This is a genomic window from Pseudomonas sp. H9 (assembly GCF_004353925.1).
Lineage (GTDB): Bacteria > Pseudomonadota > Gammaproteobacteria > Pseudomonadales > Pseudomonadaceae > Aquipseudomonas.
The window spans coordinates 251383-263490 of record NZ_SMOK01000004.1 but is presented as its reverse complement, the minus strand read 5'-3'; the positions used below and the strand labels follow the sequence as shown (position 1 = coordinate 263490).

Sequence of the window (12108 nt, the reverse complement as noted above, 5' to 3'; positions counted from 1 at the left end):
ACAAGACCTTCTGGCAACAGAATTTCTTGACGACCATAGAGCATTGGAACCACCTGATCCCATCCCGAACTCAGCAGTGAAACGATGCATCGCCGATGGTAGTGTGGGGTTTCCCCATGTGAGAGTAGGTCATCGTCAAGATTAAATTCCGAAACCCCTATCTGCACACGCAGGTAGGGGTTTTGTCTTTCCGCCCACTGGAAAAGACCAGGCTGTGGGAGTGCCGGTGTGGGAGCGGGCTTGCCCCGCGAAGCTATCTCACTGGCACATCGCCTATGAAGCTGATTGAACACTGGTGCGGCGCCCCGACTGGCCCCGCGATACTTAAGAAGCTCACAGAACACTATCGTGGGGCAGGTCCGGTCCCCGCGCCGCCGCTCTCGCGGCATCACTTTTCTATGCAATCCCTGCCTGCATGGCTATCATGCCAGCCTCATTACGAGTCGAGATTGGCATGCTGAAGTTGTTGAAGCTCCTCGGGGATGGTCGCTTCCATTCCGGGCAAGACCTGGGCGCCGCCCTTGGCGTCAGTCGCAGTGCTGTCTGGAAGCAGTTGCAGCACCTAGAGGCCGAGTTGAATCTACCTATTCATAAGGTGCGTGGCCGTGGTTATCAACTGGCCAAACCGCTCTCCCTGCTGGAGGAGTCGGCTATTGTCGAGCACTCGCAAGGCGAGCATTGGCCTGCGCTGATATTTGACTGTATCGATTCGACTAACGCCCAGGCCCTGCGAGCAATCGCTGAAGGCCAAGTTGCACCCTTCCTGGTGCTGGCCGAGCGCCAAACCGCTGGGCGCGGGCGGCGTGGGCGTCAGTGGGCAAGCCCTTTTGCCGAGAACCTTTATTACAGCCTGGTGCTACGTATTGATGGAGGTATGCGCCAGCTCGAAGGCTTGAGTCTGGTGGTGGGCCTTGCGGTACTGCGTGCGCTGCAGTCATTCGGCGTGGCTGAGGTTGGTTTGAAGTGGCCAAACGATATCTTGGTCAACAACCAAAAGATCGCTGGGATTCTCCTCGAGCTTGTAGGTGACCCTGCAGACGTTTGCCATGTAGTGCTGGGGATCGGCATCAATGTAAATATGCAGGCTACCAGCGAAGTCGATCAGCAGTGGACCTCTATGGGGCGTGAGACGGGCGTTGTGATCGATCGCAATCAATTGGTGGCCAGGCTCAATAAAAGTTTACAGGGCTATCTGGGGCAGCATCGGCAGGCTGGATTCGGTGGTCTGCAGCATGAGTGGGAGCAGGCGCATGTATGGCAAGGGCGGCCGGTTTCCTTGATCGCTGGTGTGAACAAGATCGATGGTGTGGTGCTGGGTATCGATGCTCAGGGCGCATTGCGCCTTGCGGTCGATGGGGTGGAGAAGAGCTTCAGCGGTGGTGAGCTCAGTTTGAGGTTGCGCGATGATTCTTGAGCTCGATTGCGGTAACAGCTTTATCAAGTGGCGCGTAATTCGCAGCACCGACGCCTCTATCGTTGCGGGAGGGGTGGTGGCTTCTGATCAAGCCCTGTTGTCTCAGGTTGGAGCTCTTCCTGAGCCTCCCCAGCGTTGCCGCCTGGTCAGTGTTCGCAGTGAGGAGGAGACAAGCAGTCTCTCGGCGCTACTTTACGAGCATTTTGGGTTGGAAGTGTTGATTGCCCAGCCGGCCAGAGAGGTTGGCGGTGTGCGCAATGGTTATGAAGACTACGAGCGACTGGGGCTGGACCGTTGGCTTGCTGTGTTGGGGGCTTATCGTCTGGCGGGAGGGGCTTGCTTGGTCATGGACTTTGGCACTGCAGCCAAGGCTGACTTTGTTGCTGCTGATGGCGAGCACTTGGGCGGCTTCATCTGTCCGGGGATGCCGTTGATGCGCAGCCAGTTGCGTACTCATACCCGACGGATTCGCTATGACGATGCTTCTGCTGAAAGGGCGCTGTCAAGCATGGCGCCCGGGCGCTCAACGGTCGAAGCGGTTGAGCGAGGTTGTGTGCATATGCTCCAGGGCTTTGTGCGCTCCCAGCTGGAGCATGCCCAGGCTTTGTGGGGCGATGACTTCACGGTATTGCTGACGGGGGGCGATGCGCCTTTGGTGCAAGAGGCCGCGCCTCATGCGCGGATGGTGCCTGACCTGGTATTTGTGGGTCTGGCCATGGCTTGCCCCCTGGACTGAGGTGATTATGCGCTGGTTGTTTCTTTTGTTGCTGGTGCTCAATGGTGTCTATTACGTCTGGCATCAGCAAGAGGCGCCTTTGAAGGTTAAAGAAGTGGCGCCGCTATCACTCTATAAGGGCAGTCAGCAGGATATTCACCTGCTGAGCGAGTCCCAGTCGGGTAAGCAATCTCCAAAGCGGGGGCAGGAGTGTCTCTATATTGGTGGCTTGAGTACTCAGGAGCAGCTAAACGCCTTGCGCCAGCGGTTACTTTCTCTGGATGTGGTCGCCCAGCAGGTGGTCGGTCGACTTGGCGATGCAGCCGGGTTGTGGTTGCAGATTGCGCCTCGGAGCCAGCGTTTACTGGACCAAACCCTGCTTTCTAGTCTTTCCAACGATTTCAAAGACTTAAAACATAAAATAATGTTGTGCGAGGGTGTTGCAACCGTCGAATAGTTTGCATAGAATGGCGCCCGCTCCACAGGGAACACCACTAGATGGATATCTGTGAAGCGCTGTCAAATTAGCTAACCTCAAGATTTTAAATGAGAAAAAGCTTGACAGTAGGACGGCAAGAGTTGAAAATGCCGCCCACGTTCAGGAGGGGTTCCCGAGCGGCCAAAGGGATCAGACTGTAAATCTGACGTCTACGACTTCGAAGGTTCGAATCCTTCCCCCTCCACCAGTTTAGCGAGAGCAGCTAGCTCCGCGGGTATAGTTTAGTGGTAGAACCTCAGCCTTCCAAGCTGATGATGCGGGTTCGATTCCCGCTACCCGCTCCAAGTTTGCTGTTGTTGCATAGTGTTACGCTCTTGTAGCTCAGTTGGTAGAGCACACCCTTGGTAAGGGTGAGGTCAGCGGTTCAAATCCGCTCAAGAGCTCCATATAACAAGGCAGATATGAAAATATCTGCCTTTGTTTTAATGGCTGTATCAACTTGCTTATTTCTTCTTGTTGAGGATTGTCTCGATGGCTAAGGAAAAGTTTGATCGTAGTCTGCCGCACGTTAACGTCGGCACCATTGGTCACGTTGACCATGGTAAGACCACGCTGACCGCAGCGCTGACTCGCGTTTGCTCCGAAGTTTTCGGTTCGGCTGTCGTCGAGTTCGACAAGATCGACAGCGCTCCAGAAGAGAAGGCTCGCGGTATTACCATTAATACCGCGCACGTTGAGTACAACTCGAACATTCGTCACTACGCTCACGTTGACTGCCCAGGTCACGCTGACTACGTGAAGAACATGATCACCGGTGCTGCCCAGATGGATGGCGCGATCCTGGTTTGCTCGGCCGCCGATGGTCCGATGCCGCAAACCCGTGAGCACATCCTGCTGTCCCGTCAGGTAGGCGTTCCGTACATCGTGGTCTTCCTGAACAAGGCTGATCTGGTAGACGACGCTGAGCTGCTGGAACTGGTCGAGATGGAAGTTCGCGACCTGCTGTCCACCTATGACTTCCCAGGCGACGACACCCCGATCATCATTGGTTCGGCTCGTATGGCGCTGGAAGGCAAAGACGACAACGAAATGGGTACCACCGCTGTCAAGAAGCTGGTTGAGACTCTGGATAGCTACATCCCAGAGCCTGAGCGTGCTATCGACAAGCCGTTCCTGATGCCAATCGAAGACGTATTCTCGATCTCGGGTCGTGGTACCGTTGTTACCGGTCGTATCGAGCGTGGTATCGTCCGCGTTCAGGATCCACTGGAAATCGTTGGTCTGCGTGACACCACCACCACCACCTGCACCGGTGTTGAGATGTTCCGCAAGCTGCTGGACGAAGGTCGTGCTGGCGAGAACTGCGGCGTTCTGCTGCGTGGTACCAAGCGTGACGACGTTGAGCGTGGTCAGGTTCTGGTCAAGCCAGGTTCGGTTAAGCCGCACACCAAGTTCACCGCAGAAGTTTACGTTCTGAGCAAAGAAGAAGGCGGTCGTCACACTCCGTTCTTCAAAGGCTACCGTCCACAGTTCTACTTCCGTACTACTGACGTGACTGGTAACTGCGAGCTGCCAGAAGGCGTTGAAATGGTAATGCCAGGTGACAACATCCAGATGACTGTCACTCTGATCAAAACCATCGCAATGGAAGATGGTCTGCGTTTCGCTATCCGTGAAGGCGGTCGTACCGTCGGCGCCGGTGTAGTGGCAAAGATTATCGAATAAGTAGTTGATTTCTCTCGATCAGGTCGGCATAATGGCCGGCCTGATAAGCTTTTAGGTCAGTAGCTCAATTGGCAGAGCGACGGTCTCCAAAACCGTAGGTTGGGGGTTCGATTCCCTCCTGACCTGCCAGATTCACCTCGTGTGTCTGGCTTTCTTTTCACAGGATTTTCCTAGATGACTCCCAAGGCTGAAGCCCAAGACTCTCGTTTTGATCTGCTCAAGTGGCTGGCTGTTGTCGCTTTGGTAGTTGTTGGTGTTGTGGGTAACCTCTATTACTCCGCTTCGCCGATTCTGTATCGCGTACTCGCTCTGCTTGTTCTTGCTGCTGTTGCCGGCTTTATTGCTCTGCAGACTGCAAAAGGCAAGTCGTTCTTTACGCTGGTAAAGGAAGCTCGCACCGAGATTCGTAAAGTCGTATGGCCAACCCGCCAAGAAACCACGCAAACCACCCTCATTGTAGTGGCGGTTGTCCTGGTGATGGCGTTGCTGCTGTGGGGGCTCGACTCCCTGCTCGGTTGGTTGATTTCCTTGATTGTTGGCTAAGGGTGTCCCGTGGCTAAGCGTTGGTACGTTGTGCATGCTTACTCGGGTTACGAGAAGCATGTAATGCGCTCGCTGATCGAGCGCGTAAAGCTGGCTGGCATGGAAGACGGTTTCGGCGAAATTCTGGTTCCGACTGAAGAAGTCGTCGAAATGCGTAATGGCCAGAAACGCAAGAGCGAGCGTAAGTTCTTCCCAGGTTATGTGTTGGTTCAGATGGACATGAACGAAGGTACTTGGCACTTGGTCAAGGATACCCCTCGTGTCATGGGCTTCATCGGTGGTACTGCAGATAAGCCTGCGCCGATCACCGACAAAGAAGCTGAGGCCATTCTGCGTCGTGTCGCTGATGGTAGCGACAAGCCTAAGCCGAAGACTCTGTTTGAGCCAGGTGAAGTGGTCCGTGTTATCGATGGTCCATTCGCTGATTTCAACGGTACCGTTGAAGAAGTTAACTACGAAAAGAGCCGGATCCAAGTGGCTGTGCTCATTTTCGGACGCTCTACCCCGGTAGAGCTCGAGTTCAGCCAGGTCGAAAAGGTCTAGCCGAACAAAGCATCCCATACCCCGCAGCTCTATGTGCTGCGGGGTTTTGTCGTCACTGGGATAAAACGCAAGTAATCCGGGGAGCCTTCTGGCGTTCGTACCCGATATTGGAGTAGCTCATGGCTAAGAAGATTCAGGCTTACATCAAGCTGCAAGTAAAGGCCGGCCAGGCCAACCCAAGCCCACCCGTTGGTCCAGCACTGGGTCAACACGGTGTGAACATCATGGAATTCTGTAAGGCCTTCAACGCCCGTACCCAGGGTCAAGAAGCTGGTCTGCCGACTCCTGTGATCATCACTGTTTACAGTGACCGCAGCTTCACCTTCGAAACCAAAAGCACCCCAGCTTCGGTTCTGCTGAAGAAAGCAGCTGGCCTGACCAGCGGTTCTGCACGTCCGAACACCGTTAAAGTCGGTACTGTGACCCGTGCTCAGCTGGAAGAGATCGCAAAAACCAAAAATGCTGATCTGACTGCCGCTGACATGGAAGCAGCCGTGCGTACCATCGCCGGTTCTGCTCGCAGCATGGGCCTCAACGTGGAGGGTGTGTAATGGCTAAGCTGACCAAGCGCCAAAAGGCCATTGCTTCGAAGCTCGAAGCTGGCAAAGTCTACAACTTCGAAGAAGCAGCAGCGCTGCTGACTGAACTGTCCACCGTGAAGTTCAGCGAGTCCTTCGACGTTGCTGTCAACCTCGGCGTTGACCCACGTAAATCCGACCAGGTCGTACGCAGCGCTACCGTGCTGCCGCACGGTACTGGCAAGACCGTACGTGTAGCTGTCTTCACCCAGGGTCCAGCTGCTGAAGCTGCTCTGGCTGCCGGCGCTGACCGTGTTGGTATGGACGACCTGGCTGCTGAAATGAAAGGCGGCGACCTGAACTATGACGTCGTTATTGCCTCTCCGGACGCAATGCGTGTTGTAGGTCAACTGGGTCAGGTTCTGGGTCCTCGCGGCCTGATGCCTAACCCGAAAGTCGGCACTGTAACTCCAGACGTAGCTACCGCGGTTAAAAACGCCAAGGCTGGTCAGGTTCGCTACCGTACCGACAAAAACGGCATCATCCACACCTCCGTTGGCAAAGTTGGCTTTGAAGCTGGCAAGCTGAAGGAAAACGTTGAAGCACTGATCGCTGATCTGAAGCGTATCAAGCCAGCTTCCTCGAAAGGTATCTACGTCAAGCGCGTTACCCTGAGCACCACTATGGGCCCAGGTCTGGTCATCGACCAGAGCTCGCTGAGCGCGTAAGACAAAACCGGCGCGAGCGATCGCGCCCGTTTTAAAAAATTGGGGTCCCTGCCTGGCGGGGGCTATCCAAGACCGTAGGCGGCGCAAGCCTTAAACCTCGAGCCTACGCAGATGGTGCTCCCGATTCCTTACCGAATCAGACACCAAAACGACATCCGGCTTCGGCCAGATGAAACGGTAACAAGCAGGAGTTTTACCCGTGGCAATTAAACTCGAAGACAAGAAGGCCATCGTCGCTGAAGTCAACGAGGCTGCCAAAGTCGCTCTGTCCGCTGTTGTGGCTGATGCCCGTGGCGTGACTGTAGGCGCAATGACCGGACTCCGTAAAGAGGCTCGTGAAGCTGGCGTATACGTACGTGTTGTACGTAACACCCTGCTCAAGCGTGCTGTTGCTGACACTGAATTCAGTGTTCTCAACGACGCCTTCACCGGCCCGACCCTGATCGCTTTCTCCAACGAGCACCCGGGCGCTGCTGCCCGTCTGTTCAAAGAGTTCGCCAAGGGTCAGAGCAAGTTCGAGATCAAGGCAGCTGCGTTCGACGGCAAGTTCATTGCCGCTAACGAAATCGACGTGTTGGCTACCCTGCCAACCCGCGACGAGGCTATCGCGAAGCTGATGAGCGTCATCCAGGGCGCTACCAGCAAGCTGGCTCGTACTCTGGCAGCTATTCGCGACCAGAAAGAAGCTACTGCTGCCTAAGGCACAGAAAGCGCTTTCTAAATCACATGTTTAATTTGATGGCTGCATAAGCTGTCACCCCAATACAGGATTCAAGTCATGTCTCTGACTAACGAACAAATCATCGAAGCAATCGGACAGAAAACCGTTCTGGAAATTGTTGAGCTGATCAAAGCGATGGAAGAAACCTTCGGCGTTACCGCTGCTGTTGCCGCTGCCGGCCCAGCTGCTGGTCCAGCTGCCGCTGTTGAAGAGCAAACCGAGTTCAACGTTGTTCTGGCCGCTGCTGGCGACAAGAAAGTCAACGTGATCAAGGCCGTTCGTGAAATCACCGGTCTGGGCCTGAAAGAAGCCAAAGAGAAAGTTGACGGCGCTCCTGCTGTCATCGCTGAAGGCGTTTCGAAAGAAGCCGCTGAAGACGCGAAGAAGAAGCTGGAAGAAGCAGGCGCTACTGTCGAGCTGAAGTAATCTCGACTTTGCGACTCCAGCCGGAGCGTCAAGCAAACGGCTGACGGCTGGTGGCTTTTGCCACCGGCCTTTTTCCGTTATTGGTGGTCGATCAGGTCGGCCCCGATAACGAGCGGTAACCACCGAGAGGGTGGCGCAAACCATGGGGTTTGCACGATTTTCTGGCTGCTCCCGTCGGGAGAAGCCAAACAAGCAGGTGACCAAGCTGGGGAACGCTGATGGCTTACTCATACACTGAGAAAAAACGTATCCGCAAGGACTTTAGCAAGTTGCCGGACGTCATGGATGTGCCTTACCTCCTGGCCATCCAGCTGGATTCGTATCGTGAATTCTTGCAAGCGGGAGCGACCAAAGATCAGTTCCGCGACGTGGGCCTGCATGCGGCCTTCAAATCGGTTTTCCCGATCATCAGCTACTCCGGCAATGCTGCCCTGGAGTACGTTGGCTATCGTCTGGGCGAGCCGGCTTTTGATGTCAAAGAATGCGTATTGCGCGGCGTGACCTACGCGGTCCCGCTGCGCGTAAAAGTGCGCCTGATCATTTTCGACAAAGAATCGTCGAACAAAGCGATCAAGGACATCAAAGAGCAAGAAGTCTACATGGGTGAAATTCCCCTGATGACTGAAAACGGTACCTTCGTAATCAACGGTACCGAGCGTGTTATCGTTTCCCAGCTGCACCGTTCGCCGGGCGTGTTCTTCGATCACGACCGTGGCAAAACGCACAGCTCTGGCAAACTGCTGTACTCGGCGCGGATCATTCCTTACCGCGGTTCGTGGCTGGACTTCGAGTTCGATCCGAAAGACTGTGTATTCGTCCGTATCGACCGTCGCCGTAAGCTGCCTGCCTCGGTACTGTTGCGTGCCTTGGGTTACAGCACTGAAGAAGTGCTGGACGCTTTCTACACCACCAACGTATTCCATATCTCCGGCGAGAAGCTCAGCCTGGAGTTGGTACCTCAGCGTCTGCGTGGTGAAGTTGCGGTCATGGACATCCATGACGATACCGGCAAAGTGATTGTCGAGCAGGGTCGTCGTATCACCGCTCGCCACATCAACCAGCTGGAAAAAGCTGGCGTGAAGCAGCTCGACGTTCCTATGGAATACGTCCTGGGCCGTACCACTGCCAAAGCTATCGTTCACCCGGCTACCGGAGAGATCCTGGCTGAGTGCAACACCGAGCTGAACACCGAACTGCTGATCAAGATCGCCAAGGCTCAGGTTGTCCGTATCGAGACCCTGTACACCAACGATATCGACTGTGGTCCGTTCATCTCCGACACGCTGAAGATCGACTCCACCAGCAACCAACTGGAAGCGCTGGTCGAGATCTATCGCATGATGCGTCCTGGCGAGCCGCCAACCAAGGATGCTGCCGAGACCCTGTTCAACAACCTGTTCTTCAGCGCCGAGCGTTACGACCTGTCGGCCGTTGGTCGCATGAAGTTCAACCGTCGTATCGGTCGTACCGAAATCGAAGGTTCGGGCGTGCTGAGCAAGGAAGATATCGTCGAGGTCCTCAAGACCCTGGTTGATATCCGTAACGGCAAAGGCATCGTCGACGACATCGACCACTTGGGTAACCGTCGCGTCCGTTGTGTTGGTGAAATGGCCGAAAACCAGTTCCGTGTTGGTCTGGTGCGTGTTGAACGTGCGGTCAAAGAGCGTCTGTCGATGGCAGAAAGCGAAGGTCTGATGCCTCAAGACCTGATCAACGCCAAGCCAGTTGCGGCGGCGGTGAAAGAGTTCTTCGGTTCCAGCCAGCTCTCGCAGTTCATGGACCAGAACAACCCGCTCTCTGAAATCACCCACAAGCGTCGTGTCTCTGCACTCGGCCCAGGTGGTCTGACCCGTGAGCGCGCAGGCTTCGAAGTTCGTGACGTACACCCGACTCACTACGGCCGTGTGTGCCCGATCGAGACCCCTGAAGGTCCGAACATCGGTCTGATCAACTCCCTGGCAGCCTATGCCCGCACCAACCAGTACGGCTTCCTAGAAAGCCCGTACCGCGTGGTGAAAGAGGGCGTGGTTACCGACGACATCGTGTTCCTGTCGGCGATTGAAGAAGCTGATCACGTTATCGCTCAGGCTTCGGCTGCGATGAACGAGAAAAAGCAACTGATCGACGAACTGGTAGCCGTTCGTCACCTGAACGAATTCACCGTCAAGGCGCCGGAAGACGTCACCTTGATGGACGTATCGCCGAAGCAGGTAGTTTCGGTTGCTGCGTCGCTGATTCCGTTCCTCGAGCACGACGACGCCAACCGTGCGTTGATGGGTTCGAACATGCAGCGTCAGGCTGTACCTACCCTGCGTGCCGACAAGCCGCTGGTTGGTACCGGCATGGAGCGTAACGTTGCCCGTGACTCCGGCGTTTGCGTCGTGGCTCGTCGTGGCGGTGTGATCGACTCTGTCGACGCCAGCCGTATCGTGGTTCGCGTTGCTGATGATGAAGTTGAAACCGGTGAAGCCGGTGTCGACATCTACAACCTGACCAAGTACACCCGTTCGAACCAGAACACCTGCATCAACCAGCGTCCGCTGGTGAGTAAAGGTGACGTGGTTCAGCGTAGCGACATCATGGCCGACGGTCCGTCCACCGATATGGGTGAGCTGGCGCTGGGTCAGAACATGCGTATCGCGTTCATGGCGTGGAACGGCTTCAACTTCGAAGACTCCATCTGCCTGTCCGAGCGTGTGGTTCAGGAAGACCGCTTCACCACGATCCACATCCAGGAACTGACCTGTGTGGCCCGTGACACCAAGCTTGGCCCAGAGGAAATCACCGCGGACATCCCGAACGTCGGTGAAGCTGCGCTGAACAAGCTGGACGAAGCCGGTATCGTCTATGTAGGTGCTGAAGTTGGCGCTGGCGACATTCTGGTCGGTAAGGTCACGCCAAAAGGCGAAACCCAGCTGACGCCAGAAGAGAAGCTGCTGCGCGCAATCTTCGGTGAGAAAGCCAGCGACGTTAAAGACACCTCCCTGCGCGTGCCTACTGGCACCAAAGGTACGGTCATTGACGTACAGGTCTTCACCCGTGACGGCGTTGAGCGCGATAGCCGCGCGCTGTCCATCGAGAAGATGCAGCTCGACGAAATCCGCAAGGACCTGAACGAAGAGTTCCGTATCGTTGAAGGCGCAACCTTTGAGCGTCTGCGTTCTGCCCTGAATGGCCAGGTCGTCGACGGCGGTGCAGGCCTGAAGAAAGGCATTGTCATCACCGACGAAGTGCTGGACGGTCTGGAGCACGGCCAGTGGTTCAAACTGCGTATGGCCGAAGATGCGCTGAACGAGCAACTCGAGAAGGCTCAGGCCTACATCGTTGATCGTCGCCGTCTGCTCGACGACAAGTTCGAAGACAAGAAGCGCAAGCTGCAGCAGGGCGATGACCTGGCACCAGGCGTACTGAAGATCGTCAAGGTCTACCTGGCAATCCGTCGCCGCATCCAGCCGGGCGACAAGATGGCCGGTCGTCACGGTAACAAAGGTGTGGTCTCGGTGATCATGCCGGTCGAAGACATGCCGCACGACGCCAACGGTACGCCAGTTGACGTGGTACTCAACCCACTGGGTGTACCATCGCGTATGAACGTTGGTCAGATCCTCGAAACCCACCTGGGCCTGGCGGCCAAGGGGCTGGGTGAGAAGATCAACCGCATGCTCGAAGAGCAGCGCAAGGTTATCGAGCTGCGCAAGTTCCTCACCGAGATCTACAACGAGATCGGTGGTCGTCAGGAAAGCCTGGAAGACTTCTCCGACCAGGAAATCCTGGACCTGGCGAAGAACCTCAAAGGCGGTGTGCCAATGGCCACTCCAGTCTTCGACGGTGCCAAGGAGCGTGAAATCAAGGCCATGCTGAAACTGGCAGACATGCCAGAAAGCGGCCAGATGCAGCTGTTCGACGGCCGTACCGGTAACAAGTTCGAGCGTCCAGTGACCGTTGGTTACATGTACATGCTCAAGCTGAACCACTTGGTGGACGACAAGATGCACGCGCGTTCCACTGGTTCTTATAGCCTGGTTACCCAGCAGCCGCTGGGTGGTAAGGCGCAGTTCGGTGGTCAGCGTTTCGGGGAGATGGAAGTGTGGGCGCTGGAAGCATACGGCGCGGCATACACCCTGCAAGAAATGCTCACAGTGAAGTCGGACGACGTGAACGGTCGGACCAAGATGTACAAAAACATCGTGGACGGCGATCACCGTATGGAGCCGGGCATGCCCGAGTCCTTCAACGTGTTGATCAAAGAGATCCGTTCGCTCGGTATCGATATCGATCTGGAAACCGAATAACACGTGACGCGAATCGGGAGTGTGGCTGAAAAGCCCGCTCCCTG

The 12108-nt window shown here is 55.7% G+C and carries 11 protein-coding genes, 4 tRNA genes and 1 rRNA gene; all 16 read left to right on the top strand.

All coding sequences use genetic code 11. The annotated features are described in order from the left end of the window. Positions 1-25: 25 nt before the first annotated feature. Positions 26-141, top strand: a 5S ribosomal RNA gene (gene rrf / locus E1573_RS03670). Between the two features lie 313 nt (positions 142-454). Beyond that, on the top strand, positions 455-1414 hold the full coding sequence (birA, locus tag E1573_RS03665) for a bifunctional biotin--[acetyl-CoA-carboxylase] ligase/biotin operon repressor BirA (protein ID WP_133210727.1): 960 nt from the start codon (positions 455-457) through the stop codon (positions 1412-1414). Continuing rightward, on the top strand, positions 1404-2150 hold the full coding sequence (locus E1573_RS03660; RefSeq protein ID WP_133210725.1) for a pantothenate kinase: 747 nt from the start codon (positions 1404-1406) through the stop codon (positions 2148-2150). Before birA ends, E1573_RS03660 begins: the two co-directional genes overlap by 11 nt. A gap of 7 nt (positions 2151-2157) precedes the next feature. Continuing rightward, the gene (locus tag E1573_RS03655) at positions 2158-2586 is read left to right on the top strand and encodes a hypothetical protein (protein WP_133210723.1); all 429 of its coding nucleotides are present in this window, start codon (positions 2158-2160) and stop codon (positions 2584-2586) included. Positions 2587-2730: 144 nt separating this feature from the next. Continuing rightward, positions 2731-2815, top strand: a tRNA-Tyr gene (locus E1573_RS03650). A 23-nt stretch (positions 2816-2838) separates the two neighbouring features. Then, positions 2839-2912, top strand: a tRNA-Gly gene (locus E1573_RS03645). 26 nt (positions 2913-2938) lie between these two features. Further along, positions 2939-3014 (top strand) — tRNA-Thr (locus E1573_RS03640). A gap of 85 nt (positions 3015-3099) precedes the next feature. Continuing rightward, entirely contained in the window at positions 3100-4293 is a 1194-nt protein-coding gene (tuf, locus tag E1573_RS03635) for an elongation factor Tu (protein ID WP_028614144.1), read from the top strand. A 53-nt stretch (positions 4294-4346) separates the two neighbouring features. Further along, positions 4347-4422 (top strand) — tRNA-Trp (locus E1573_RS03630). 45 nt (positions 4423-4467) lie between these two features. After that, the gene (gene secE / locus E1573_RS03625; RefSeq protein ID WP_133210721.1) at positions 4468-4836 is read left to right on the top strand and encodes a preprotein translocase subunit SecE; all 369 of its coding nucleotides are present in this window, start codon (positions 4468-4470) and stop codon (positions 4834-4836) included. Positions 4837-4845: 9 nt separating this feature from the next. Beyond that, positions 4846-5379 carry a transcription termination/antitermination protein NusG gene (gene nusG / locus E1573_RS03620; RefSeq protein WP_010220294.1) on the top strand — a complete coding sequence of 178 codons (534 nt, stop codon included), beginning with the start codon at positions 4846-4848 and terminating at the stop codon, positions 5377-5379. A 119-nt stretch (positions 5380-5498) separates the two neighbouring features. After that, complete coding sequence (gene rplK / locus E1573_RS03615) at positions 5499-5930, top strand: 50S ribosomal protein L11 (RefSeq protein WP_028944937.1); 432 nt, start codon at positions 5499-5501, stop codon at positions 5928-5930. Beyond that, a complete protein-coding gene (rplA, locus tag E1573_RS03610) occupies positions 5930-6625 on the top strand; it encodes a 50S ribosomal protein L1 (protein WP_133210719.1) in 696 nt (231 codons plus the stop codon). The genes rplK and rplA overlap by 1 nt, the downstream gene beginning before the upstream one ends. 199 nt (positions 6626-6824) lie before the next feature. Then, positions 6825-7325 (top strand): 50S ribosomal protein L10, encoded by a 501-nt coding sequence (gene rplJ / locus E1573_RS03605; RefSeq protein WP_133210717.1) that lies wholly within the window; start codon positions 6825-6827, stop codon positions 7323-7325. 78 nt (positions 7326-7403) lie between these two features. After that, the gene (gene rplL, locus E1573_RS03600) at positions 7404-7772 is read left to right on the top strand and encodes a 50S ribosomal protein L7/L12 (protein ID WP_133210715.1); all 369 of its coding nucleotides are present in this window, start codon (positions 7404-7406) and stop codon (positions 7770-7772) included. 218 nt (positions 7773-7990) lie between these two features. Next, positions 7991-12064, top strand: coding sequence for a DNA-directed RNA polymerase subunit beta (gene rpoB, locus E1573_RS03595; protein ID WP_133210713.1), 4074 nt, complete (start codon positions 7991-7993; stop codon positions 12062-12064). The last annotated feature ends 44 nt before the right edge of the window (positions 12065-12108 follow it).

Bases quoted from the DNA above. Each gene is read 5' to 3' on its own strand.
- E1573_RS03660 (WP_133210725.1), top strand. From the start codon at position 1,404: ATGATTCTTGAGCTCGATTGCGGTAACAGCTTTATCAAGTGGCGCGTA.
- birA (WP_133210727.1), top strand. From the start codon at position 455: ATGCTGAAGTTGTTGAAGCTCCTCGGGGATGGTCGCTTCCATTCCGGG.
- rplK (WP_028944937.1), top strand. From the start codon at position 5,499: ATGGCTAAGAAGATTCAGGCTTACATCAAGCTGCAAGTAAAGGCCGGC.
- tuf (WP_028614144.1), top strand. From the start codon at position 3,100: ATGGCTAAGGAAAAGTTTGATCGTAGTCTGCCGCACGTTAACGTCGGC.
- secE (WP_133210721.1), top strand. From the start codon at position 4,468: ATGACTCCCAAGGCTGAAGCCCAAGACTCTCGTTTTGATCTGCTCAAG.
- rplA (WP_133210719.1), top strand. From the start codon at position 5,930: ATGGCTAAGCTGACCAAGCGCCAAAAGGCCATTGCTTCGAAGCTCGAA.
- rplL (WP_133210715.1), top strand. From the start codon at position 7,404: ATGTCTCTGACTAACGAACAAATCATCGAAGCAATCGGACAGAAAACC.
- E1573_RS03655 (WP_133210723.1), top strand. From the start codon at position 2,158: ATGCGCTGGTTGTTTCTTTTGTTGCTGGTGCTCAATGGTGTCTATTAC.
- rpoB (WP_133210713.1), top strand. From the start codon at position 7,991: ATGGCTTACTCATACACTGAGAAAAAACGTATCCGCAAGGACTTTAGC.